Annotated in this window: 18 protein-coding genes; 11 read left to right on the top strand and 7 right to left on the bottom strand. The window is 74.0% G+C overall.

The annotated features are described in order from the left end of the window. Window positions 1–100: 100 nt before the first annotated feature. Entirely contained in the window at window positions 101–1,657 is a 1,557-nt protein-coding gene (locus N912_RS0119240) for an amino acid permease (RefSeq protein ID WP_051580476.1), read from the bottom strand. 120 nt (window positions 1,658–1,777) lie between these two features. On the opposite strand from N912_RS0119240, the gene N912_RS0119235 reads away from it, so the two are divergent. Continuing rightward, window positions 1,778–3,280 (top strand): amino acid permease, encoded by a 1,503-nt coding sequence (locus N912_RS0119235; protein ID WP_028923690.1) that lies wholly within the window; start codon window positions 1,778–1,780, stop codon window positions 3,278–3,280. Further along, window positions 3,280–3,807: an META domain-containing protein gene (locus tag N912_RS60510; RefSeq protein WP_051580425.1), complete on the top strand. Its 528-nt coding sequence runs from the start codon at window positions 3,280–3,282 to the stop codon at window positions 3,805–3,807. Before N912_RS0119235 ends, N912_RS60510 begins: the two co-directional genes overlap by 1 nt. A 60-nt stretch (window positions 3,808–3,867) precedes the next feature. Here the strand turns inward: N912_RS60510 and N912_RS0119225 are convergent, their stop codons facing one another. Next, the gene (locus tag N912_RS0119225) at window positions 3,868–4,296 is read right to left on the bottom strand and encodes a MarR family winged helix-turn-helix transcriptional regulator (protein ID WP_028923689.1); all 429 of its coding nucleotides are present in this window, start codon (window positions 4,294–4,296) and stop codon (window positions 3,868–3,870) included. Between the two features lie 309 nt (window positions 4,297–4,605). On the opposite strand from N912_RS0119225, the gene N912_RS0119220 reads away from it, so the two are divergent. The 3 genes from N912_RS0119220 (at window position 4,606) to N912_RS60500 (ending at window position 7,923) form a co-directional block, all read left to right on the top strand. After that, window positions 4,606–5,670: an alpha/beta fold hydrolase gene (locus N912_RS0119220; RefSeq protein WP_051580424.1), complete on the top strand. Its 1,065-nt coding sequence runs from the start codon at window positions 4,606–4,608 to the stop codon at window positions 5,668–5,670. Between the two features lie 75 nt (window positions 5,671–5,745). Then, the gene (locus N912_RS62115; RefSeq protein WP_156993760.1) at window positions 5,746–6,231 is read left to right on the top strand and encodes an META domain-containing protein; all 486 of its coding nucleotides are present in this window, start codon (window positions 5,746–5,748) and stop codon (window positions 6,229–6,231) included. A 135-nt stretch (window positions 6,232–6,366) separates the two neighbouring features. Then, window positions 6,367–7,923, top strand: coding sequence for a DUF6777 domain-containing protein (locus N912_RS60500; protein WP_156993758.1), 1,557 nt, complete (start codon window positions 6,367–6,369; stop codon window positions 7,921–7,923). Between the two features lie 62 nt (window positions 7,924–7,985). Here N912_RS60500 and N912_RS60495 read toward each other — a convergent pair whose 3' ends face one another. The 4 genes from N912_RS60495 to N912_RS60485 all read right to left on the bottom strand — a co-directional run bounded on the left by N912_RS60495 (window position 7,986) and on the right by N912_RS60485 (window position 14,694). After that, the gene (locus N912_RS60495) at window positions 7,986–11,870 is read right to left on the bottom strand and encodes an ATP-binding protein (RefSeq protein ID WP_051580421.1); all 3,885 of its coding nucleotides are present in this window, start codon (window positions 11,868–11,870) and stop codon (window positions 7,986–7,988) included. Further along, a complete protein-coding gene (locus N912_RS60490) occupies window positions 11,867–13,210 on the bottom strand; it encodes a sensor histidine kinase (protein ID WP_028923686.1) in 1,344 nt (447 codons plus the stop codon). Before N912_RS60490 ends, N912_RS60495 begins: the two co-directional genes overlap by 4 nt. A gap of 96 nt (window positions 13,211–13,306) precedes the next feature. After that, window positions 13,307–13,972, bottom strand: coding sequence for a response regulator transcription factor (locus tag N912_RS0119195; protein WP_028923685.1), 666 nt, complete (start codon window positions 13,970–13,972; stop codon window positions 13,307–13,309). Beyond that, window positions 13,963–14,694 carry a sensor histidine kinase gene (locus N912_RS60485; RefSeq protein ID WP_084211003.1) on the bottom strand — a complete coding sequence of 244 codons (732 nt, stop codon included), beginning with the start codon at window positions 14,692–14,694 and terminating at the stop codon, window positions 13,963–13,965. The genes N912_RS0119195 and N912_RS60485 overlap by 10 nt, the downstream gene beginning before the upstream one ends. Before the next feature lie 166 nt (window positions 14,695–14,860). Between N912_RS60485 and N912_RS0119185 the strand changes: the two genes are divergently transcribed. The 4 genes from N912_RS0119185 to N912_RS0119170 all read left to right on the top strand — a co-directional run bounded on the left by N912_RS0119185 (window position 14,861) and on the right by N912_RS0119170 (window position 19,975). Beyond that, window positions 14,861–17,341, top strand: coding sequence for an Hsp70 family protein (locus N912_RS0119185; protein WP_028923684.1), 2,481 nt, complete (start codon window positions 14,861–14,863; stop codon window positions 17,339–17,341). 255 nt (window positions 17,342–17,596) lie between these two features. Next, complete coding sequence (locus N912_RS0119180) at window positions 17,597–17,839, top strand: hypothetical protein (protein ID WP_037065631.1); 243 nt, start codon at window positions 17,597–17,599, stop codon at window positions 17,837–17,839. Between the two features lie 32 nt (window positions 17,840–17,871). Next, on the top strand, window positions 17,872–19,254 hold the full coding sequence (locus tag N912_RS0119175) for an aspartate aminotransferase family protein (protein WP_028923682.1): 1,383 nt from the start codon (window positions 17,872–17,874) through the stop codon (window positions 19,252–19,254). 91 nt (window positions 19,255–19,345) lie between these two features. Beyond that, on the top strand, window positions 19,346–19,975 hold the full coding sequence (locus N912_RS0119170) for a LysE family translocator (protein WP_028923681.1): 630 nt from the start codon (window positions 19,346–19,348) through the stop codon (window positions 19,973–19,975). 5 nt (window positions 19,976–19,980) lie between these two features. Here N912_RS0119170 and N912_RS0119165 read toward each other — a convergent pair whose 3' ends face one another. Beyond that, window positions 19,981–23,196 carry an AfsR/SARP family transcriptional regulator gene (locus N912_RS0119165; protein ID WP_028923680.1) on the bottom strand — a complete coding sequence of 1,072 codons (3,216 nt, stop codon included), beginning with the start codon at window positions 23,194–23,196 and terminating at the stop codon, window positions 19,981–19,983. Window positions 23,197–23,301: 105 nt separating this feature from the next. Here N912_RS0119165 and N912_RS0119160 point away from each other — a divergent pair, with 105 nt between their 5' ends. Beyond that, on the top strand, window positions 23,302–23,877 hold the full coding sequence (locus tag N912_RS0119160) for an NADPH-dependent FMN reductase (protein ID WP_028923679.1): 576 nt from the start codon (window positions 23,302–23,304) through the stop codon (window positions 23,875–23,877). Window positions 23,878–23,879: 2 nt separating this feature from the next. Next, window positions 23,880–25,067 carry an MFS transporter gene (locus N912_RS53040; RefSeq protein ID WP_051580419.1) on the top strand — a complete coding sequence of 396 codons (1,188 nt, stop codon included), beginning with the start codon at window positions 23,880–23,882 and terminating at the stop codon, window positions 25,065–25,067. Window positions 25,068–25,081 lie beyond the last annotated feature (14 nt).

Below are 25,081 nucleotides of genomic sequence, written 5' to 3'. Positions count from 1 at the left end.
GCCGGCGGTCGCGCGCCGTCGCGTCGATCACATGATCACGTCGGTTCGGCGCGCGTCCGGCGCTCGGGCGGACCGCTGGCCCGCCGTCGCTCGCCGGACACTATGTATACCCCTCCTGGGCTTCCAACTGGATCAGCTCCTCGATACTGCCCTGCCGGCGTGGCCCGGTGAACCACCTGCGCGCGGAGACCAGCCACCAGATGCCGGCGAACCCCAGCACCGCGAGCACCGCCAGCGGGGTGTAGTTGAAGGTCTCCGCGGTGACCGGGCTGCTGGTCGGCAGCATGAACAGCACGCTGATCACCATGACCCAGCAGACCGCGACCGCCGCGACCGGGCGGCCGAGGCGGCCCAGGTTCCACGGCCCCGGCGTGAACCCCGCGCCCGCGCGCAGCCGCAGGTAGGACGGGATCACGTAGGCGATGTACAACCCGATCACCGCGATCGAGGTGACCGCCGCGTACGCCGTGGAGTTCCACAGATACGGCAGGCCGAGCACGAACGCCCCGGCGGCGGCCAGCCAGACGGCGTTGTTCGGCAGCCGGGTCCGGTGCCCGACGCGGCGCCACAGCCGGGAGAACGGCAGCGCCCCGTCCCGGGAGAACGCGAAGATCATCCGCGAGTTGGCGGCCACCGAGGCCATCCCGCAGAACAGCTGCGCGCCGATCACGATGACCAGCAGCCCGGTGCCCAGCGCGTCGCCCACCGCGTCGATCATGATCTGCGCCGGCGGCACCCCGGTCGGGCTGCTGGCCTGCGCCTCGTAGTCGCCGATCGCGAACGTCAGCCCGACCAGCAGCACCCAGCCGGCGACCAGCGACACGAGGATCGACATGACGATCCCGCGCGGGCCCGCGGTGGCCGCGCCCTTGGTCTCCTCGATCATGTGCGCGGACGCGTCGTAGCCGGTGAACGTGTACTGCGCCAGCAGCAGCCCGAGCGCGGCCACGTAGAACGTCGAGGCCCAGCCCGTCTGGTTCTCGAAGTGGCCGAACACGAACGATGCCGGCTTGTGCTCGCCGGGCACCACCGCGAGCACCGTCACGATCACCAGCACGCCGATCACGTGCCACCACACGCTGATCGAGTTCAGCAGCGCCACCAGCCGCACCCCGACGGTGTTCAGCAGCGCGTGCAGCAGCAGGATCAGCCCGAACAGCAGCACCGTGTGCGGCGGGGTGGCCTCGAAACCGAACCGCAGGTCCAGCAGCGCGTTCAGGAAGGTGGCCGCGCCGAAGTCGATGCCGGCGGTCACCGCCACCTCGCCGAGCACGTTGAACCAGCCGGTGAACCACGCCCAGGCCGCGGCGTTGTGCCTGGCCAGCTTGGCGGCGAAGAAGTAGAGCCCGCCCGCGGTCGGGTACGCCGAGCACACCTCCGCCATGGCCAGCCCGACGAACAGGGTCAGCGCCCCGACGCCCAGCCAGCCCCAGATGATGACGGCCGGACCGCCGGTCTTCATGCCGTAGCCGTACAGCGTCAGGCAGCCGGACAGGATCGAGATGATGGTGAACGAGACCGCGAAGTTGCTGAAGCCGGACATGGACCGGCGCAGCTCCTGGGCGTAGCCCAGCTCGTGCAGCCGGCGCTCGTCGGGGTCCTCGGGCAGGGTCTGTGGACCGACCGCGCCGCTCACGTCGTCGGGAGGAGGCGTCATCGACATATTGGGCGGCTCGCCGGTACCCGGCGTCAAGGGCCTCGTTCGCCTCGGCGGCGCGCGCTCAAGCCTTCCTCAAGTGCGCTGCCACCGGCCAAGATCGTTGGTACCGTCCGGCGAATGGGGGTAAACGGTCGCGGACGGGTCAAGTCCATCGAACAGTCCATCGCCGACACCGACGAGCCCGGCGCCAAGCTCCGCAAGGATCTCGGCGCGCTGGACCTGGTGGTCTTCGGCGTGGCCGTGGCGGTCGGCGCCGGCATCTTCACCCTCACCGCGAAGGTCGCGGGCAATGTGGCCGGCCCCTCGGTGTCGCTGGCGTTCGTGATGGCTGCCATCGGCTGCGGCCTGGCCGCGCTGTGCTACGCCGAGTTCGCCTCCACCGTGCCGGTGGCGGGCAGCGCGTACACCTTCTCCTACGCGACCTTCGGCGAGCTGGTGGCCTGGACCATCGGCTGGGACCTGGTGCTGGAGTTCGCGGTGGCCGCTGTCGCGGTGGCCAAGGGCTGGGCGCTGTACCTCGCGCAGTTCCTCACGCTGGTCGGGGTGCCGCTGTCCAGCACGACGGTGCACCTCGGGCCGATCGCCTTCGACTGGGGGTCGGTGCTGCTCGTCGCGGTGCTGACCTGGGTGCTGGTGATCGGGGTGAAGCTGTCCAGCCGGGTCAGCCAGGTGATCACCGCGATCAAGGTCGGCGTGGTGCTGCTGGTGGTCGTGGTGGGGATCGGGTACGTCAAGGTGTCCAACTACAGCCCGTACGTGCCGCCCGCGGCGCCGGCGTCGGGCGGCAAGTCCGGGCTGGACCAGTCGCTGCTGTCCGTGCTCGGCGGCGAGAGCACCAGCACGTTCGGGGTGTACGGCCTGCTCGCCGCCGCGTCACTGGTGTTCTTCGCGTTCATCGGCTTCGACGTGGTGGCGACCACCGCCGAGGAGACCCGCAACCCCCGCAGGGACGTGCCGCGCGGGCTCATCGGCGCGCTGACCGTGATCACCATCCTGTACGTGGCGGTGTCCCTGGTGCTGACCGGGATGGTCAACTACACCCAGCTGGCCACCGGCCCGGACGGCACGCCGGCCACGCTGGCCACCGCGTTCGCGCTCAACGGCGTCAACTGGGCGGCCGTGGTGATCTCGCTCGGCGCGCTCGCGGGGCTGACCACGGTGGTGCTGGTGATGTTCCTGGGCCAGACCCGGGTGCTGTTCGCGATGTGCCGCGACGGGCTGCTGCCGCGCGGGCTGGCCCACACCGGCGCGCACGGCACGCCCGCGCGGCTCACGCTGATCGTGGGCGTGGCGATCGCCGTGGTCGCGGCGTTCACCCCCGCCGGCGCGCTGGACGAGCTGGTCAACATCGGCACGCTGTTCGCGTTCGTGCTCGTGTCGACGGGCGTGATGGTGCTGCGCAGGACCCGCCCGGACCTGCCGCGCGCGTTCCGCACTCCGCTGGTGCCGCTGATCCCGGTGCTCGCGGTGCTGGCCTGCCTGTGGCTGATGCTGAGCCTGAGCGTGCTCACCTGGGTGCGGTTCCTCGGCTGGATGGCGCTCGGCTTCATCGTCTACTTCTGTTACGGGCGCGGACGGTCCCGGTTGGCGGAGTCGTCGGCCGAGTCGTCGGCGACGTGATGGCCCGGGTCATCCTGGTGCTGGCGGTGCTCCTGGCCTGGTCGGCGACGTCCGGGTGCGGGTCGGCCTCGGCGGAACCGGGCTCGGGCGGTTCCGCGGAACCGGGCACGGAGGGGTCGGGTGGCTCGGCGGGGACGGTGGTTCCGGCCGGGCTGGGCGGTTCCGCGGAACCGGGTACGGGCGGTTCCGTCGGGTACGGGGATCGGCCGGCGGATCGGGTGGGGCTGGTCCGGCGGTGGGTTCCGGTGAGTGGCGGGGGCGCGGCGAACCGGCGGCCACCGTTCGTCGAGCTGCGCGCGGATGGCGGCTGGAGCGGGTCGGACGGGTGCAACGGGCTGCGCGGGACGTGGTCGCTCGGCGCGGACGGCGCCTGGCGCGCGACCCAGGGGCCGACCACCAAGATGGCCTGCGACAACGTGAACGTGGGCCTCTGGTTGGAGCGGGCCACGAGCGTGCGCCTCGACGGCGCCGTGCTGGTGCTCGTCGACGGCGGCGGCCAGGAGACCGGTCGGCTCCGGGCGGGCTGAGCCCGGTCCGGGTCAGCCAGTCCGGGCCAGCCAGTCCGGGCCAGCCAGTCCGGCGGCGGGTCAGGCCAGCCGGGTCAACAGCCTGCCGAGGAGCTCGGCGAGCCGGCCGGAGTCGTGGTCACCCAACGCGTCGGCCACCTCGCGCTCGGCGTCCGCGACCTGGGCGCGGACCGTGCGGTGCAGCTCGGCGCCCCGGTTGGACAGGAACACGAGTACCCGCCTGCGGTCCTGGGTGTCCACCCGGCGGTACACCAGGGTGCGCTCGGCCAGCCGGTCGATGATCTTCGTGAGGGTGGGCGGCGGCACCAGGGCGAAGGCGGCGATCTCGCTCATTGGGTGCCCCAGCCCGTCGGCCAGCAGGGCGAGCACGCGCCACTGCTCGATGGTCAGCTCGGCGGCGGAGCGCAGCGCGGACTCCAGCCGCTGGGCCACCGTTCGTTCCGCCTGCGCCAGCAGCCCCGCCAGCGAGGTCTGAACCGGAACCGACACCCCTCCCCAGCCCCCCTTCGACGAGAAACTCGTTCAGAATAGAACATTTTTGTTGCGAAGTATGGACGCCGATGAGGGCCGTCGACCTGGGCCGACGTAGAACCAGATTGGGGCCTTGACGACCGGGCGTCCCGTCAATACTTTCTGGTGACACTTTTTCTGGTGGTGCTAAGGGAGGTCGCGGCGCGGGCCGAGCGGGCCGAAGGGCGGATCGGGACCGCTGTGCGGCGTCCCCGTGAGGGTGAGGTGGTGCGACGTGGCTTCCAGGACGGCGATGATCTCCGGTGGTGGTGGGTACGGTGTGCGGTCATGAGTGAGTCGGCAGCGGGCGCGCCGGGGGGCCGGGACGCGCCGTACCACGTGCACGAGATCCCGGAGTTCACCCTGGAGTGCGGCGCGACGCTGCGCCCGGCGCGGGTGGCGTACCAGACGTACGGCACCCTCAACGCGGACAAGTCGAACGCCATCGTCTACCCGACCTGGTACTCCGGGCGGCACTGGGAGAACGAGTGGCTGATCGGCCCCGGCATGGCGCTGGACCCCGAGCGGTGGTTCATCATCGTGCCCAACATGCTCGGCAACGGGCTGTCCAGCTCGCCGTCGAACACCCCGCCGCCGTGGGACCGCGCCCGGTTCCCGAGGATCAACGTGCGGGACAACGTCGAGTCGCAGTACCGGCTGGTCACCGAGGTGTTCGGGATCGAGACGCTGCCGCTGGTGCTGGGCTGGTCGATGGGCGCCGGGCAGACCTACCAGTGGGCGGTCAGCCACCCGGAGATGGTCCAGCGAATCCTGCCGTTCTGCGGCTCGCCGCGCACCGCCCCGCACAACAAGGTGTTCCTGGACTCGGTGGGGGCCGCGCTCAGGGCGGACGGTGCGTTCGCCGGCGGCTGGTACTCGCCGGACGCGTTGCCGGTCACCGGGCTGCGGGCGGCGGCGCGGGTGTACGCCGGGTGGGGGTTCTCCCAGGCGTTCTACTGGGACGAGGTGTGGCGCGAGCTGGGGTTCAGCTCGCTGGAGGACTTCGCCGTCGGGTTCTGGGAGGGGTTCTTCCTGGACGGGCGCGACCCGAACAACCTGCTCACCATGCTGGACACCTGGTGGACCGGTGACGTGGGCGCCACGCCGGGGGCCGGGTCCACCGAGGAGGCGCTGGCGTCGATCAGGGCGAAGGCGCTGGTCATGCCCGGTGAGAAGGACCTGTACTTCCCGCCGGAGGACGAGCGGTGGGCGGTCTCGCACATGCCGAACGCGGAGCTGCGGGTGATCCCCGGGGTGTGGGGGCACTTCGCGGGCGGCGGGGCGAACCCGGTGGACACCGCGTTCATCGACGCGGGGGTGGCCGAGCTGCTCGCCTCCGAGCCGGGGGGCTGATCCGGCCGGAATCGGATGCAACCGATCGGCGTCGCGCTCCGTCCATATCTGTAGACGGACGAGAGGAGCGCGACGGTGGTCGGCCGGGTATGGGGTGTGCTGGCGGTCGCGGTGTTGACCGCGTTGATGGTGGTGGCCGGGAGCGGCGGCGAGCGCGCGCGGGCCGATGAGCCGGCGAGCCGGTCCGACACCGGGGGCCGGCCCGCCACCGCCCGGCCGGTGCCGCCCCCGTTGGTGCCGGCCGACCGGCAGGGGCTGCTGGGCAGGTGGGTGCCGGTGAGCGGGGCGGGGGCGCATGGGCCTCGGCCGCCGTTCATCGAGTTCGGCGCCGACGGACGGTGGAGCGGGTCGGACGGGTGCAACGGGCAGGCCGGCGGTTGGACGCTGGCCGCCGACGGTGGCCTGCGCGCCACGGCCGGTCCATCGACGATGATGGCCTGCGACGGTGAGCCGGTCGGCGGCTGGATGTCCAACGCGGCCAGGGCGGCCTTCCAAGGCAAGGAGTTGGTGCTGGTGAACGCCGCGGGCGTGGAGCAGGGACGGCTCCGCCGCGCGGTGTGATAGCAGGCGGGGGAGAACCCTACCTGCGTTTGGGGGGTCCACTCCGGGCGCTCAGGGGGTCACACCATCGAGTGACGGACGGCTCGATGTCACGGTGTGTGTTGGCCAAGCGCACACCCGACAAGGAGCCGTCCGATGAGTCAGGACCCCAACACCTCGCCGCAGGGCCCCGGCCGCTCGTCCGGAGGTCCGGGAATCTCGGTACGCACCACGATCGTCGTGCTCCTCGCGGCGTTCGCCGTCCTGGTCGGCATCGGCGCGCTGTTGGCCGGCCCGATCTCCAGCCCGACCAAGTCCGCCGCCGCGCCGCCGCCGAAGCCGGCCGCCGCCGCGGTGAAGCTCGAGCCGACGGCGTCCACCGGGGAGAACCCGTTCATGGCGCCGGTCGGCAAGGACCAGCCGAACGTCGAGACGCCGCCGAACACCTCGGGCCAGTTCGCCGGCGACACCCCCGGCCTGTTCGGCGACAACGGCAACCAGACCAGCTGTGACGGCAAGGCCCTGCTGGCCAACCTGCAGGCCGACCCGCAGCGGGCCGCCGCGTGGGCCGGCGCGCTGGGCATCCAGGCGGGCGACATCCCCGGCTTCGTCAACACGCTGACGCCTGTGGTGCTGCGCTCGGACACGGCGGTCACCAGCCACGGCTATGCCAACGGCACCTACTCCCCGTACCCGGCGGTGCTGCAGGCCGGCACGGCGGTGTTCGTGGACAACTACGGCGAGCCGACCGTCAAGTGCTACAGCGGCAACCCGCTGACCGCGCCCAGCGGCGTGCAGCAGGTGGGCTACGACGGGCCGGCGTGGAAGACGTTCCAGCCCGCGTCGGTGACCTACATCCGCCCGACCACCATCGTGATCAAGGACTACACGTTCATCAACATCTACTACAACCGGCCGATCCACTGCCCGCGCAAGGACTACTGGCCGCAGAGGCATCACGACCACGACTGGGACCACACCTGGGGCAAGGGCGACCACCACCCGGACTCGGACAAGCCGGGCCACGGCAAGCCGGACACGGAGAAGCCTGACCAGGGGAAGCCGGACTCGGGAACGTCGGACACGGGCAAGCCTGGGACGGGGACGCCGGCCTCGGGGACACCGGGATCGGGGACGCCGGCCTCGGGGACGTCGGGTACGGGCAAGCCGGGCCAGCATGTCTGCCCCGACTACAAGGGGCCGGGTACCGACCAATGCCTGCCGTCGGACACGGGACTCGACGGCAAGCCGCAGCGGCAGGCGTGCCCCGACTATCAGGGGCCTGGCACGGACAAGTGCCTGCCGTCGAACACCGGCATCGACGGCAAGCCCAAGCCTGCCGAGTCGGGTAAGGGCACCGACCCGGGGAACACTAAGGAGCAGCCCAAGCCGGGTCAGTCGAACCCGGGCCAGCCGAACCCCGGGCAGTCGAACCCTGGTCAGCAGGGCACGGGCCAGCCGAACCCGGGTCAGCAGAACCCCGGTCAGCCGGACAACGGCAAGAAGCAGCCCTCGGGCAACGTCGGGACGCTGCCGCCGCGAACGGCGCCGGTGCCCGCCGGGCAGGGCTCGGTCGTGGTCAAGGAGCCGTCGGGCGGCTCGGGCCAGGGTGGGTCGGGCTCCGGTCACTCGTCCAACTCCGGTGGCTCCGGTTCCGGTGGGTCCTCTGGTTCCGGTGGCTCGCGCTCGGGGGGTTCGGGCTCTGGGGGGTGACCGGGGGTGAACGAACGGCCGGGGCCGAGGTGGTCCCGGCCGTTCGTGCTGGGTACGGGCGGTCAGCTCGACGTGCTGGCCAGCAGCTCCTCGCAGGTCCTGGCCAGCACCTCGGCGGCGTCGCGGATCGCGGTCGTGCTCGCCGGGTGTGAGGCCAGCCGCTGCCAGTAGGCCAGCTGGTCGCGGGCCGCCGTCGCGATCGCGTCCGGGGCGGCGCCACCGGCCAGCCCCAACCTGGCGGTCGGTGCCACGCCGCCGGCACCGAGCAGTCGCTCGGCCAGCCGTTGGTCCACCTCGGACAGCCGCAGCGAGCCGGCCCGCAGCGCATCGGCGAGGTCGGTCTCGACCAGCTCGTGGGCGCCGGAGCGAAGGCGGTCGAGCTGGTAGAGCAGCTCATGGGCGCGCCGGCCTTCCCGGGGCGAGGCGCCGATCAGCTCGTCCAACGAGCGGAGCGTGGCCCGTACCGTGGCCGCGTCGGCGGGGCGGGCGAACCGCCAGGTCAGCATGTCGCGCAGCTGGGCCACGCCGCTGAGCCGGGTCAGCTCCTCGGCCAGCCTGGACGGTGTGGACGCGGTCGCCTCCCGCACGAGCTCGACGGCCGCGCGGGCGCCGAACCGGCCCAGCCTGCCGAGCAGCTCGGGCGGGATCCGGTCGTCGAGGTCGGCGGCCGGGCATCGGCTCAGGGTGCGGATCGTGTCGAACTCGTCGGGTGTGAGCGCGGCCCCGCCGGTCGCCAGCAGCGCCGCCACCGGGATCACCGTCTGGCAGCGGCGGGCCAGCTCCGGGTCGGCGCCGAGCTCCTCCGCCTGGCCGGCGGCGAGCTTCAAGGCGTCCGGGCATGATCCGCCGCACTCGTCCGCGCGGGTGAGCAGGCCGATCGCCGGCGCGTCCGGGCACGCGGGGGACACGTCGGAGCCTTCGGATCCTTCGGGCAGGAGCAGGAGTACGGCGTGCGGCGGCGGAGCGTCGGGGTCCTGGACGTCATCGCCGTCGAGCAGTTCCAGGCTGGGGGCGTCGGGCAGTGAGTGCAGCGCCCGGGCCAGCGTGGTCCCGCCGGCGCCCGCCGGGCCGAGCACGGCCACCCGCAGCGGTTGGCCCAGGCGCTCGGCCAGCTCGTCGAGGCGGTCGCGTTCGGGTGCGTCCGGATAGATCTCGATGGCGGCGCGGACCAGCGCGCGAGCCTGGCCGAGCAGTGACCGGTCGCCGTTCGTGGCCAGGTCCGGTGCGGTTGGTGTCGTCGCTGAGGTGGCCGGCACCGGCGGGGGACTTGGGGTCGGGTCGGCGGACGGGGTCGCCACGGAGGGTGGGGGTGGCGCGGGCCGTGGGCTCGGTGACGTGGGTGGGTCGGGCGCGGACGGCGTTGGGGTGCCGGCCGTGGTGGGCTGGGGCTCGGTTGGTGCGGGTGGCGGCTGGGGCGGGCTTGCGGTCACGGGAGCTGGCGTGGCGGGCTCAAGCGGTTCCGCGGAACCGGGTTGGGCTGGGATAGGCCGTTCCGCGGAACCGGGTTGGGCTGAGATGGGCGGTTCCGCGGGATCGGGCCGCGCTGGGATAGGTGGTCCCGTGGGGCCGGGTTGGGCTGGGATAGGCGGTTCCGCGGAACCGGGTGTGGTGGTGGCGGGGCGGTCGGCGTGAGTGGTTTCGGCCGGTGGGAGCGGTGGGGGCGGCTCGGGTGGGGTGGCGAGTTGGGCCGGGTGGGGTGCGGCGGGGGGTAGGGGGACGTGGCCGTGGATGGTGGTGCCGGCGCCGGGGGCGGAGTCGACGGTGATCTCGCCGCCGACGGCGATGATTCGGGCGACCACGTTGCGCATGCCTCGGCCGGGGGAGCCGGTGGTCGTGGACGGGTCGAAGCCGGGGCCTTCGTCGCGGACGGTGAAGCGGAGGGTGCCGTCGGCGGACTCCAGGCGGACCTTGATCTCGGCGCCGGGGGCGTGCTTGCGGGCGTTGTTGACGGACTCCAGGCAGCAGAAGTAGACGGCGGACTCGATGTCCGGGCCGTAGCGGGCGTCGGCGACGGCGTCGGCGAACTCGACGGCGACGGCGGCTTCCGGGCCGGCGGCGTCGGCGGCCAGGGTGGAGGTGAGGGCGGCGGCCAGGCCCCGCTCGGTGAGGACGATGGAGGAGACGCCGGTCGCGGTTCGGGCCAGCACCGCCTCGGTGTTGGCGAGCTGGTCGGCCAGCTGCGTGAGCCGGTCGCGGGCCTGGTCGTACTGGTCGCTGCGCACCTCGTGTTCGACCAGGCCCAGCGCCAGGCGCAGCGAGACCAGGTGGTGCTGGGCGCCGTCGTGCAGGTCGCGCTCGATCATGCGGCGCTCGCTGTCCATCTCGGCGACCGCCTGGCGGCGGGACGCGGCGATGTCCTCGGCGTGCGCGACGGCGGCGCGCAGCTCGCGTTCGAGCTCGATGCCCAGGCGGCTGGCCTGCAGGACGGCGCCGAGGCTGTCCGCGACGTCCTCGAGCAGGGTGCGCCGCTCGTTGTGCAGGCCGGCCACCGCGCCCCGGTCCACCGCGATCGCGCCGATCCGTTCGGTGCCCTGGCGGATCGGCAGCACCACCATGTCGTCGTCACCGGGCGAGCCGTCGGACCAGGCGTAGGTGCGTTCCCGCAGGCCGGGGCGCAGCACGGTGAGGCGGCACGAGCGCGCGCTCAGGCCGCGGCCGATCGCCTCGGCCAGCCCGGCCAGGTCCGGGCCCTCGGTGGACGCGGTGCGGGACAGCGCGGCCACGTCGGCGAGCACCCGGTACGGGGTGGGGCGCTGGCCGTAGAGCAGCCGGTCCACCAGCTGCTCGGCCCGCAGGTACACCGGCAGGAAGGCCACCGCCGCCAGCCCGGTCGCCAGCGCGGCGGCCACCACCGCGCCGGCACCGGTGGACGAGCCGGGCATCCAGCCGGCGACCGCGTGCGCGACCACATAGGCGCCGCCCACCAGGACGATCACCATCATGGCGGCCAGGCCCCGGCTGAACACCCGCTCCGCCGCCCACAGCCGGCCGCGCCGGATGGCCACCAGTACCGAGGCGCCGATGCCGGCGGCGGTCAGCCGGGAGAACCAGAACAGCAGCGCGGTCGGCTGGCCGCCCTCGCCCTCCGCGCCCACGGCCGCGTGGCGCGCGCCCGGGTCGACCATGGTCAGGCCGGGCTCGTCGAGGTACCACAGCAGCAGCGTGAGCACGGCCAGCACCGCGCAGGTGCCGAACGCGGCGAGCAGCACGCTGAACAGCAGCCGGGCCTGGGTGCGCAGCTCGGCGGTGGCGCCCTGGCGGATGCGGCGGGGCAGCACGGCCAGGCCGACCAGCGGCACGGTGAACCCGAAGAACAGGATGCAGCTGACCGTGTGCGGCAGCAGTGTGGTGCCGATGCCGACCACGACCAGGGTGCCGACCGCCACGGCGACCAGCGCCACCCGGCCCGGACCCGACCGGCGCCCGAGCTCCCAGCGGCCGGCCGGCAACAGCAGCAGCGCGACCACGTACGCGGCGCAGGACACGCCGTGCAGCAGCACCTGGTGCACGGCGCCGACGTCCAGGCCGGTCGCGGCCTTGATCGCCACCGCCGCCGCGTGCGCCTGCAGGTTGAACGCCCCGGCCGAGCCGATCATGGCGACGGCGAGCAGCTGGGTGACCCAGGTGCGCATGCCCAGGAACAGCAGCGCGCCGGCGATGGCCAGGTTCAACGCTGCGAAGCCGTAGTCGAGCAGCACCTGGCCGAGCGGCTCGCTGCCCGGCACGGCGGCCAGCACGCCGCGCGCCCAGCCGTTGCCCCCGGCGGCGAGCCGGCCGAGCGCGTCGGACACCGCCGGCGAGTACGTGGCCACCGCGACCACCGCGCCGATGACCAACCAGCCGACCGAGGCCACCACGCAGGCCGCGAGCAGCACGGTGTAGGCGACGGCCGCCACCCGGGTCGGGGTGTTGCCGGTCGAGGCGATGCGCCCCGGGTACGTGGTCACGACGGCCCGATCGAGCGCGCCGTGGCGAGCTGGCCGAGCCGCTCGACCGCCGGTTCCAGTTGGTCGGGCAGCCAGGCCCGCAGCACCACGCCGCCCGCGTCGTCCTCGACCACCTCCAGGTCGCCGCCCAGCGCGGCCAGCCGGTCGCCGTCGTCGGCCAGCCAGGCGCGCAGCTCGGCCAGCGAGGTCGGCGGGGTCGGGTCCTCCAGCCGGACGGACAGCGCGCCGTCGGCGTGCGCGAGGTGCACCCGCAGCGGGTGGCGGGCGGGGCGGCCGGCGAGCTGGCGCATGGCGGAGGCGGCCAGGTAGTAGATGCCGGACTCCACCTCCCAGGCCAGCCGGTCGGGCAGCCGGCCGGTGAGCTGGACCGGCCGGGGCAGGTCGGTGGCCACCTCGTCCAGCGCGCCGTACGGGCCCTGGTCGCGCAGCACCGCCGGGTACACCCCCCTGGCGATCACCCGGAACCTGTCCAGCAGCTCGTCCAGCGCCACCCGGGCGCGCGCGATCGCCTCCCCGGCCGCCTCCGAGTCCGGGTCGGGCTCGAGTGCATCGCCCGCGTCCGCGAGGTCCGCGCGCAGCGTGGCCAGCCGGTCGGAGGTGGCGTTGCCCAGCTCGGCGACCAGCCGCCGCCGTTCCACGTCACGGGCCTGGGTGAGCCGCTGGCGGGAGGCGGCGAGCTCGGCGGCCAGCTCGTCGGCGCGGCGCACCCGCTCGGTGAGCTCGGCGTTCAGCGCGACGCCGCGCAGCAGGATCCCGGCGCCGTTCGCCACGTCCTGCATCAGGCGCTGGTCGGCGGGGGTGACCGGGCGGCCTGGCTTGCCGATGGCCAGCACCGCGCGCAGCACCGGGCCGTCCAGCACCGGGACCACGTGGTCGGCGTCCGGCCCGGCCAGCAGCACCGCCAGGTTGTCCACCGTGCGCGGGCCGGCGCTCGGGTCCGAACCGGCCGGTGGCCAGCTGGCCGCGCTGACCAGCTTCTCGCCCACGGCCAGCCACAGCTCGGCGCGCTGCGCCCCGGTGCCCTCGCCGAGCACCCTGGCCAGCCCGGGCAGCGCCTCGTCCAGCGAGCCGCCTCGGATCCTCGCCGCCGCCTCGGCCAGCGCGGAGTACGGGGTGGTCGTGGAGTCGTGCGCGAGCCGCTGCACCAGCCGGTCCACCCCGGCGAGCACCGCGGGCAGCCCGGCCACCGTGACCGCCGCCGCCAGGAACGGCAGCACCACCGAGCCCTCGGCCGGCCCCAGCACCAGCCCGACGCCGCCGATCACCACCGGGAACACGGCCGCGACGAAGCACGCGACCAGCAGCAGCCGCAGGGACCTCGCCACGATCGTCTTGTTCATCGCGCACCTTCCACCAGCGCGCCGGCCCTCGCAGTGGACAGTAAACACCCAGCTCGCGGACGCCAAGGCCGGCGGCGAGCTGGATATCAAGCGTCCCTAGACCTCGGCGCGCTGGGAGCGGAGGTAGGTGAGCACGGCGAGCACCCGGCGGTGGTGCTCCGCGGTGTCGGTGTGCAGGCCGAGCTTGCCGAAGATGTTCGCGATGTGCTTCTCCACCGCCTTGGGGGTGACGAACAACTGGGCGGCGATGCCGTTGTTCGACCGGCCCTCGGCCATCAGCCGCAGCACGTCCAGCTCCCGCTCGGACAGGGATGCCACCACGTCCTTCTTCTCCCCTCGAGGTCGGTCCACCAGGCGCTTGGCCAGGACCGGTTCGATGACGATCTCGCCGTCGTGGATGCGGCTGAGCGTGTCGGTCAGCACGTCGACGCTGCCCACCTTCTCCTTGAGCCGGTAGCCGATGCTCTCGGTGCCGATCTCCAGGATGCGCATCAGGTAGTGCGACTCGGCGTAGTGCGACAGGAACAGCAGGCCCATCTCCGGGTGCGCGGCGCGCAGCCGTTCCGCCGTAGTCAGCCCGCCGTCCGGTTCCGGGGGCATCCGGATGTCCAGGATCGCCACGTCCGCCTGCTCGGTGGCCAGCAGCGCGACCAGCTCGTCGCCGCCCGCGACGGAGCCGACCACCTCGTGCCCGGCCGCCCGCAGCAGCATGAGCAGGCCCTCGCGGAACAGGGCGCCGTCCTCGGCCAGTGCTACTCGCATGGGATCCTCACCGTGATCGTGGGTGTCTCGTCGGAGTCGGTGTCGGAGTTCGCGTCGGCGTCGGCGTCTCGGGTGTCGAGGTGGACGGTGCCGCCGAGCGGGCCGGCCTGGTCCAGCATGACGTCGGCGTTCGCGGGGTCAAGGCCGCGCACGGCCAGCACCAGCTCGCGGCGGTCCCGCCGGATGGCGACGGTGACCGGGCCGGCGCCGTCCGAGCCTGGCCCGAGGCACTCCGCGACGGCGAAGTACGCCGCACCCTCCGGGACCGGGCCGAACCGGTCACCGTCGGCGTCGATCCGGACCTCGATGCCCCGCTGGCCGGCCAGCTCGCGCAGCGCCGGGCCGAGGCCGGCCTCGTCGAGCAGCGGCGGGTAGATCTTGTTGGCCACCTCGCGCAGTTCCTGGAGCACGGCGTGCAGCTCGTCCTGCAGCTCGCCGATCCGGTCCTGCCAGGCCGCCTCGTCGCCGGTCTCCTGGTAGCGCAGCAGGCCCAGCCGCAGGGACAGCGCGGAGATCCGCAGCGAGGCGCCGTCGTGCAGCTGGCGCTCCAGCCGCCGCCGGCGCAGCCACTGGCCGGCCTCCTTGCGGCGCTGCCCCGGGTCGGGGACGCCCGGGCAACCGGCACCATCGGCGCAGCCCGTACCGTCGACGGAGCCCGCGTCCGCCACCGCGAAACGAAGGGGGAGCGGGTCGCCGTCACGCCAGGGAGACGCCGAGGTCATCGACCAATTGTCCCGGCGTGATCAGCTCGTTGGAATGGGGCAGACCCGAGCGCCGGGTAGGGTTGTCCCCACTGGGAAGAACGCCAGGTCACAGCCGGGACAACTCCCTCGATATGGGGGGTTCTCCCGGTTACCATGAGTGCCCCTATCAGGCGAAAGGGGTGTGGTGGCGTACAACCTCGGCGTCGATCTCGGCACCACATTCGTGGCCGCCGCGATCGCGCACTCGACGCAGGTCGAGATGTTCACCCTGGGCGACCGGTCGGTGGTGGCGCCGGCCGTCGTGTACGTGCGCGACGACGGCGAGCTGGTGACCGGCGACGCGGCGGGGAGACGCTCGGTCAGCAACCCGGACCGGGTCGGCCGCGAGTTCAAGCGCCGGCTCGGCGACCCGACGCCGGTGATGCTCGGCGGCGCGCCGCATGCGGTCACCGCGCTGCTCGGCTCGCTGCTGCGCGACGTGATCGGCAAGATCACCGCGACCGAGGGGCAGCCGCCCGAGCACGTGGTGCTGACCCACCCGGCGAACTGGGGGCCGTTCCGCAGGGGGCTGTTCGAGGAGGTGCCGCACCTCGCCGGGCTGCCCGAGGTCACGCTGGTCACCGAGCCGGAGGCCGCCGCCGCGCACTACGCGGCGTCCCGGGACCTGGACGAGGGCGAAGTCATCGCCGTCTACGACCTGGGCGGGGGCACCTTCGACGCCACCGTGCTGCGCAAGCGGGCCGGCGGGGTGGAGATCCTGGGCACCCCGGAGGGCATCGAACGGCTCGGCGGCGTGGACTTCGACGAGGCCATCCTCGCGCACGTCAACGTCTCCGCCGGCGGGACGCTGTCCGAGCTGGACCTGACCGACCCGCAGACCACCATCGCGCTGGCCCGGCTGCGCCAGGACTGCATCCTGGCCAAGGAGGCGCTGTCGGTGGACACCGAGGCGGTGCTGCCGGTGTTCCTGCCCGGCCGGCACTTCGACGTCAAGCTCACCCGCGCGGAGTTCGAGGACATGGTGCGCGCGCCGATCGAGTCGACGATCGGGGCGCTGTCGCGCACGCTGCGCTCGGCCCAGGTGACCCCGGACGACCTGAGCGCCGTGCTGCTGGTCGGCGGGTCGTCGCGGATCCCGCTGGTCGCCAGGATGGTGTCCGAGGAGCTGGGCCGTCCGACGGTGGTGGACACCCACCCCAAATATGCGGTGGCGCTGGGCGCGGCCACCCTGGCCGGGGCTCCGGAGACGAACGGCCATGCCGCGACCGTGCCGGCGGTGGAGACTGCGCCGGCGACCGGTGGGCGGGAGCCGGAGTCGGTGGCGGCCGGGTCGGCGCCGCCCAGGACACGCCCGTCGGACGGCAAGGCGGCCTCAGCGGCCCCGGCGGCCGCGTTCGCGCCGGTGACCGCGCCGGCCCCGCGCACGAACGACCGCCCGCTCCCCGCCGTGCCGGCCCCCCGGGAACCGGTCGTCCCGCCGCGCGACGACCGTCCGTCCGCGCCACCACCGCACGGCCAGCCACCGCCGGCCCGAGCCCGGCCGCCCGCGATCGCGCGCGCCGCCCGCTCGGGCTCCCCGAGATGGCAGCTGATCGGGCTCGGCGTGCTCGCCGTGGTGGCCGCCGTGGCGGTGGTGCTGGCCACCGTGCTGGTCATCAACTCGGTGAAGTCCGGCCCCTCCGAGGCTGCGGCCGGCGACGCCGTGACCAACACCCCGGCGCTGGCGCCGCCGACCCAGGCGCAGGCGGCGCCCAGCGTGCCGGTGCCGAGCCTGGGCACCCCGATCCAGGTCGGTGCGACGCCCACCTTCGTCGCGGTCTCGCCGAACGGGCGGCTGGCCTACGTCGCCAACGGCGCCGCGAAGATCGTCACCGTGGTGGACACGTCGATCAACAAGGTGATCGCGACGATCCCGGTGGAGGCCGGGCCGCCGCAGTACGTCACGTTCGCCCCGGACGGCCGCAAGGTGTACCTGAGCATCTTCAACGAGGCGCGCACCATCGCCCAGGTCGGCGTGCTGGACACCACGACGAACCGGATCGTCGCCACCATCCCCGTGCGCACCAGGCCGTTCCTGGCCGCCGTGACCGCCGACGGCCGCTGGCTGTACGTCCCGAACCACGACTCCGGCACCGTGTCCGTGATCGACACCGCGAACAACACGGTGGCCAGGGAGATCAAGGTCCCGGCCAACCCGCACTGGATCGAGTTCTCCAAGGACGGCACCCGGGCCTACACCGCGAACCACGAGTCCAACCTGATCGCCGTGCTGGACACCGCGACCGGCGCGGTGACCGCCCAGATCCCGGTCCAGACCAGCCCGCACAGCCTGGCGGTGCACCCGAACCGGCCGCTGCTGGCGAACGTCAACTACGACTCGAACTCCGTCACCGTGATCGACACGAACACCAACAAGGTGACCGCCACCATCCCGGTCGGGAAGAACCCGAGGGAGATCAGCTGGGCGCCGGACGGCCGGTTCGCCTACGTCGCGAACGAGACCGACGGCACCGTCTCGGTCATCAACATCGAAACGAACCAGGTGACCGCCACCATCCCCACCGGCCCGGCCCCCAGCAGCATCGGCGTCCTCCCCAACGGCCAGCAGGCGTACGTCACCAACCAGGCCGGCACCACCCTCGCCGTCCTCGACATCGGCGCCTGACCCCCCACGCCACTTCCGCGAGTCGGGGCTCCCAGCACACTGAGTCGGGGTTTCCAGAGGGAGCGCAGCGACCGACCACCAGCGAGCGAGCTTGCGAGCGTGCGCGTGTCACCAGCACACCTCGAACCGGGGGTTCTCCCTACCCGGAACTGGCGGGTTCGCCCGGCGCGGTCCTAGGGGCTGCTCGATGGTTCCGCCGCCCCGGCCGGAGCATTCTCAACTGGTCAGCAGGAACGACCGGAGAGGGTGGTCACGATGGACGCGACGACGACCCCCACGTTGAGCAACCGGGACCGCACCGTGCTGCGGGCCATCGCCGATGGTCGCTGCCAGGTGTCGGGTGGTTGCGGGATGACGCTGGTCATCGACGGGCTGTGCTACGCGGACCAGTTCGCCGGCTCGCGCCTCACCGGCGCCGGCCTGGTCGCCGTCCCCGGCCCCGCGCCGGAGCCCGCGCGGCTGACCTCCACCGGCCTCGCGCTCCTCGCCGCCGCCTAGCGGCCAGCGCGCCACACACCCAGGAGCCCCAGATGCATCCGTTGGCCTCCACCACCCGCCCGCACGTCACCGGCGAGCTGCCAGGGCCGCGCTCGGCCGAGCTGCTGGCCCGCCAGGAACGCCGCGAGTCGAACGCCCGGGTCTACCCCCGCTCCTTCCCGTTCGCCATCGCCGAGGCCGCCGGCTGCTTCGTCCGCGACCTGGACGACAACGTCTTCCTGGACTGCTGGTCGGGGGCCGGCGTGCTCTCGCTCGGGCACAACCACCCCGAGCTGGTGGCCGCCGTGACCGAGCAGCTCGGCGTGTTCAGCCACGGGCTGGACATGCCCACGCCGGCCAAGGACGCGTTCACCGAGGCGCAGCTGTCCATGCTGCCGACGTCCATGCGGGACCGGATGAAGATCCACTTCTGCGGCCCGACCGGGGCGAACGCGGTGGACGCCGCGATCAAGCTGTGCAAGACGGCCACCGGCCGGGGCGACGTCGTGTCCTTCCAGGGCGGGTTCCACGGCAGCAGCCACGCCGCGATGGCGCTGACCGGGAACGTATCCCAGAAGCGGCCGATCGCGAACGGCATGCCCGGCGTGCACTTCTTCCCGTTCTCGTCCTGCAGCCGCTGCCCGCTGGCGCTGAACCCGCAGACCTGCCAGGTCAACTGCGTGGCGCTGCTGGAGCGCGCGCTGGCCGACCCGAACGGCGGCGTCCCGCTGCCGGCCGCCGTGATCATGGAGATGGTGCAGGGCGAGGGCGGCGTGATCCCGGCGCGGCTGGAGTTCGTCCAGCGGGTGCGCGAGCTGACCCGCCGGCTGGGCGTGCCGCTGGTGGTGGACGAGGTGCAGACCGGGTGCGGGCGCACCGGCACCTGGTTCGCGTTCGAGCAGTACGGCATCGAGCCGGACGTGATCGTGGCGTCCAAGGCGCTGTCGGGCATCGGGCAGCCGGTGGCGATCGTGATCTACGACGAGACGCTGGACACCTGGCGGCCCGGCGCGCACACCGGCACGTTCCGGGGCAACCAGCTGGCGTTCGCGGCCGGTGCCCGGGCGGTGCGGATCGTGCGCCGCGACGACATCCTGGGCAACGTCCGGGCGCGCGGGGCGCAGGTCGCCGCGCGGCTGGCCGAGCTGGACGGGCACCCCGGCGTGCTCGAGGTCCGGGGGCGCGGGCTGATGTGGGGCGTCGAGCTGGCCGAACCGACCGACGGTCGGTCTGTGACCGAGGTGGCCGAGCGGGTGCAGGCCCGTGCGCTTCGGCACGGGCTGATCGTGGAGCTGGGCGGCCGGGCCGACTGCGTGGTCAGACTGCTCCCGCCGCTCACCGTGACCGCCGAACTGGTGGACGTCGCCCTGGACATCCTCATCGACGCCATCCGGACCGTGACCGCCGTACCCAAGACCGCCGCTCCCGCGGCCTGAACGGCCGCCGCACACCGTTCACGCGGTGTGCGGCGGCCGGGAGGCCTAATACAGGACGGGAAAGCGGCGGCCGCCGCTAGTGTGCAACGCCATGAGCTGGCTCGATCTCGGCGCGTTCATCGTCACCGTGTTCATCGGCGCCATGGTGCCGGGGTCCACGACGGCCCTGGTCGTCCGCTGGAGCGCGGTGTGGGGACCGCGCTCCGCGCTGCCCGTGATCGCGGGGATGCAGGTCGGGCTGTACGCGTGGGCGGTCGCCTCGGCGGTCGGGGTGGCCGCGCTGGTGGCGTCCAGCGAGTGGGGGCTGACGGTGCTGCGGCTGGTCGGAGGGGCCGTGCTGACGGTGCTCGGGATCCAGGCCTGGCTGGCGTCCAAGAAGATCACCGATCAGGCGGTGGTGGACGAGGCGCCGGTCGGGGGCGGGTGGCGACGGGGCGCGGTGACCGGGCTGCTCACGAACCTCACGAACCCGAAGGTCCCGGTGTTCATGTTCGCGTTCTATCCGCAGTTCGTGCCGGCCGGGTCCGACGCGCTGACGGTCGTGATCATGCTCGCGGCGCTGCAGGTCGTGATCGACAGCGGCTGGTTCGTCTTCCTGGCCACCTGCGTCGGCAGGGTGCGGCACGTGCTGGCCAGGGCGAAGGTCAGGCGGGTGCTGGAGCGGGTGATCGGCACGGCGCTCATCGGCCTCGGCGTGCGCGTCGCGGCCGCCAAGTTCTGACCGCATCACCGGACGGCGTCGGCGTCCAGGGTGGCGCCGAGGGCGAACTCGGCGTCGAACTCCGTGTCGCCCAGGGCCGCGCGCGCCGCCGCCGTGATCCGCTCGACGTCGGCGCGGTCGGCGCGGTCCGTGCTGGCGTGCGACTCGCCGGCCGAGGCGCGGGCGGCCGAGGCGGTGCCGAGCAGGCGGGCGGCGTGGGCGTGCTCCCCGCTCAGCGCGCGCTCGCCGGCGAGCCCTTCGAGGGCCAGCGCGACCGCGCGGGGGTCGCCGGTGCGGCGCGCCGCGGCCAGGCCCTCGGAGTGCAGCCGGGCGGCGGTGCGCGCGTCGCCGCGCTGTTCGGCGAGGAACCCGAGCTCGGCGAACGTCAGCGCCTTGCCCGGTTCGTAGCCGACGTCGCGGTGCCACTCGTGCACGGCGGTGAGGTGCTCGTGCGCGGCGTCGAACCGGCCGGTGCGGCGGGCCACCATGCCCAGGCCGAGCTGGGCGTAGACGGCCTTGGCCTGGTATCCCTGCTCGCGGGCGAGCGTCATGGCGCGGCGGTGGTGCTCGTCGGCGAGCGCGGTGTCACCGGTGAGGGCGGCGATCCGGCCGAGGCGGCTCAGGTGATCGATCACGGCCGGCCACAGCTGCAGCTCCTCGGCCCACCGCAGGGCGTTCGAGTGCCGCCGCGCGGCGGACTCGTGGTCGCCGGCGATCTCGTCGAGGGTGCCGAGCAGCTCGGCGGCCATGACCTGCCCCCACCGGTCGCCCAGCTCCTCGAACAGGCGCGCGCTCTCCTCGCCCGCCCGCCGCGCCTCGTCCAGCCGGCCGCGGGTCATCGCGTACAGGCCCGTCTCGCGCGCCGAGGCGGCGGTGCCCCACGCGTCGCCCAGCTCGCGGAACGTCGCGAGCGCGGCCTGGGCGAGAGGCTCGCACTCCTCCAGCGCGCCGATCCCGCTCATCACGTGCGCGTGCAGCCAGCGGGCGTGGGCGAGCGCTCCGGGGGTGTCCAGCCCGGCGTACTCGGCGAGCGCGGCCCGGCTGTGGGCGGCCGAGTCGGCGACGCCGCGTTCCCGGATTGTGACGGACGCGAGTGCGGCGCGGGCGTCGGCTCGAGCCGCGCTCATATCGGACGGTGTCGCCCCGGCGATCTCCAGCGCCGCACCCAGGGATCTTGCGGCCGTGCGCTGGCGGCCGCGCAGGAACCAGTACCAGGTCAGCGCGCCGACCAGCCGCAGCGCGAGCGCCGGGTCGGGCCGGGCGACGGCGGTGTCCAGCGCCGCCCGCAGGTTCGCCGCCTCGGCGTCCAGCCGGTCCAGCCATTCTCGCTGGTCGGGGCCGCGTAGCCGGACGGAGGCGCGCTCGGCGAGCTCGGTGGCGGCGACCGCGTGGCGGTACCTGACGTGCTCCTCCTCGCCGGCCTCGCGCAGCCGTTCGATGGCGTACGCGGAGACCGTTTCGAGCAGCCGGTACCGGGTGCGGCCGCCGGCCTCGACCGGCAGCACCAGCGAGCGGTCCGCCAGCCGGGACAGCAGCTCCAGCACGTCGCCCGCCTCGACGGGCCCGCCCGCACACACCCGCTCGGCGAGCCCCGCCACACACCCGTCGGCGGTGACCGCGAGCCGGCGCAGCACCGCCCGCTCGGATTCCGACAGCGGCTCCCAGCTCCAGTCCATGACGGCGCGCAGCGTCCGCTGCCGAGCGGGAGCGTCCCGAGGGCCGGAGCCGAGCACCCGGAACCGGTCGTCGAGGCGCGCGGCCAGCTCGGCCAGTCCGAGCGTGCGGACGCGGGCCGCCGCGAGCTCCAGCGCGAGCGGGAGGCCGTCGAGCTGCCGGCAGACGCCGGCGACCAGCGCGGCGTTCTCCCGGCTGAGCCGAAACCCCGGCGCCGTCGCGGTGGCGCGGGCGACGAACAGCCGCACGGCCGGGGAGCCCTCGGCGTCGTCCGCATCGGCCGGCAGGTCGAGCGCCGGCACCGGGCGCACGATCTCGCCGCGCAGGCCCAGCGGTTCCCGGCTGGTCGCGAGCACCCTCGGCTCCCGCGTCCGACGCAGCAACGTGGCGACCAGCTCGGCCGCCGGCTCGACGACCTGCTCGCAGTTGTCGAGCAGCAGCAGCACGTGCCGGTCGGCCACCGCGTCGACGATCCGGCGCAGCGGGTCGCCGGAGGCGTCGTCGTGCAGGTCCAGGTCGGCCGCCACCAGCTCGGCCAGCTCGCCCACCCCGTCGCCGCGAGCCGAGTCCACCCCCGACAGGTCCACCATCCGCACCCCGTCCGGCGTCGTGGGGACCAGCAGGCGCGCGGTCTCGACGGCCAGCCGCGTCTTCCCGACGCCGCCGGGGCCGGTGAGCGTGACCAGCCGGGCCGTCCCGAGCAGGGCGCGCAGGTCAGCGACGTCACGCTCCCTGCCGACGGTCTCGTCCCACGCCTCGGGCAGGTTCGTCCGCGCCGTCGCGGCGCTCACCGGCGGGCCACCGTGCAGCGTGGGCTCCTGGGCGAGGATCGCCCGGTGCAGCTCGACCAGCTCGGGCGAGGGGTCCAGGCCGAGCTCGTCGCGCAACCGCACGCGCAGCTCGTCGTAGCGTTGCAGCGCCTCGGCCTGCCGGCCGGCCCGGTACAGCGCGCGCAGCCGCGTGGCGTGCAGCTTCTCCCGCAGCGGGTGCCGGTCGAGCAGCGTGCTCAGCTCGCCGATCACGGCGTCCAGCTCGCCCAGCTCCAGCCGGGCCTCGGCGTGCTGCTCGACGGCGCCGAGGCGCAGCTCCTCCAGCTCGGCGATCGCGGGCGCGGCGAACTCCTCGTCGGTGACGTCGGCGAACGCCGGCCCCCGCCACAGCGCGAGCGCCTCGTCCAGGCGCTTCGCGACCGCCGCCGGCCGCTCGGTGGCGCGCCCCGCCGCGGTGACCGCCTCGGAAACCAGCTCGGCGAACCGCCCAGCGTCCACGGCGGCGGCCGGCACGTCGAGGACGTAGCCCGGACCGCGCGAGACCACCAGCCCCCGGGCGCCCGGCTCGGCGCCGTCGAGGGCCCGCCGCAGCTGCGAGACCTTGACCTGCAGCGCGCCGAGCGGCTGGCGGGGCGCGTCGGCACCCCACAGGTCGTCGATCAGGCGGTCGGCGGTGACCAGGTTCCCCCGGTGCACCAGCAGGTCGGCGAGCAGCGCGCGGACCAGCGCACCCGGCACCACCACCGGCTCGCCGGCGTCGGTCCACACCGCCAGCGGGCCGAGCACCCCGAATCGCACGCTTACGACGGTAGCCGTCGACCCGTCAGTGGACGGGAAGTGACCGGTAAGCGCGGGGGCGCACCGTCGGTGACGTCGAACAGGACAACACCGAGAGGAAGACCGATGAACATCCGCCGCCCCGCCCCCCGCATCCTGGCCATCTCCGGCAGCCTGCGCTCCGACTCCGTCAACACCGCCCTGCTGCGCGCCGCGGCCGCCACGGCCGACGACACCTGGGTCGAGCTGTGGTGCGGCCTGGGCGCCATCCCGCCGTTCAACGAGGACGGCGAGGACGACACCCCGGCCGCCGTGGCCGACATGCGCGCGGCGATCGCCGGCGCCGACGCGCTGCTGGTCTCCACCCCCGAGTACAACGGCTCGATCCCAGGCCAGCTCAAGAACGCGCTGGACTGGGCCTCTCGGCCCTACGGCGACTCGGTGCTCACCGGCAAGCCCGTCGGGATCACCAGCGCCAGCCCCGGCGACTACGGCGGCGCGTGGGCGGCCCAGCACCTCGGCAAGGTGCTGGAGATCGCCGGCGGCACCGTCCTGGAGCCGTCCTTCTCCCTGCCGCTGGCCGACCAGGCGTTCGAGCCCGGCACCGACGTGCTCCGCGACCCCGCCCACACCGCCGCCCTCGCTACCCTCGTCTCCGCCCTGCGGACCGCGGCGCGCCCGGCCCTGGCCGTCGTGGGCTGACCATGAGCGCCGTCACCGTTGTCAAAGCCGCCCCGTCCCGCTCGTTCCCCCGCCTGGCCCTGCTCGCGCTCGCCGCCGGTGCGTTCGTGATGTGTACGGCCGAGTTCGTGATCGCGGGCCTGCTGCCCGACATCGCCTCGGACCTGGGCGTCGGCATCTCCACGGCGGGACTGCTGATATCCGGCTACGCCCTGGCCATCGTCATCGGCGGCCCGCTGTTCGTCGTCGCCGGGACGCGGGTGCCCCGGCGGCGGCTCCTGGTGGTCGCCGCCGCCGTGTTCGTCGCCGGCAACCTGCTGTCCGCCGTGGCCGGGTCGTACGGGCCGCTCATGGCGGGCCGGGTGTTCGGCGCGCTGGGGCAGGGCGCGTTCCTCGCCACCGCCTCGGTCGTCGCCGCCGACCTGGTCGCGCCGGCACTGCGCACCCGGGCCATCGCGCTGGTGTTCGCCGGCGGCACGGCGGCCAACGTCGCCGGCAGCCCGCTGGGCGCGCTGGTCGGGCAGCAGCTCGGGTGGCGCGCCACCTTCTGGGCGGTCGCCGCGCTTGGTGTGGTGGCGCTGGCGGCGGTCGTCGCCGCGGTGCCGACGCCGCCGCCGTCCTCGCCCGCGCCGAGGGGGAGCGGGTTCGGGGCGTTCCGGAGCCGCCAGGTATGGCTCACGCTGGCGATCGGCGTGGCCGGGCCCGGTGGCCTCTTCGCGGCGTACACCTACATCGCCCCGCTGCTGACCACGGCAAGCGGCTTCTCGCCCCGGGCGATCGCCCCGGTGCTCGCGCTGTTCGGGATCGGGCTGCTAGTCGGCAACTCCATCGGGGGCAGGTTCGGCGGCGCCCAGCTCCGGCTGCTCGGCATCGCGCTCGGGGTGCTCGCCGCCGGGCTGCTCGGGCTGGCCGCCGGCGCGCGCTCGCCGGTTGTGGCGACAGGACTGCTGGTCGTCGTCGGGGCCGGTGCGTTCGCCATGGTCGCGCCGTTCATGACCAGGTTGATCGGGCAGGCCGAGGGCGCGCCGCTGCTCGCCGCCGCCGTGGGCGGTTCGGCGACGAACTCGGGCGCCGCGCTCGGCGCGTACCTCGGCGGGGTCGCGATCGACACCCCGCTGGGCGTGACCGGCCCGCCGGTGGCCGGCGCCGCGATGGCCGCGGCCGGCCTGCTGGCGGTCGCGCTCGCGGCGCGCTACTCCAGACGACCGTGACCAGCGTCGTAGCG

The sequence above is a fragment of the Actinospineispora acaciae DSM 45401 genome (genome assembly GCF_000620785.1).
GTDB lineage: Bacteria > Actinomycetota > Actinomycetes > Mycobacteriales > Pseudonocardiaceae > Pseudonocardia > Pseudonocardia acaciae.
The sequence above is the reverse complement of the archived record's forward strand: the minus strand, read 5'-3'. Positions and strand labels throughout refer to the sequence as shown.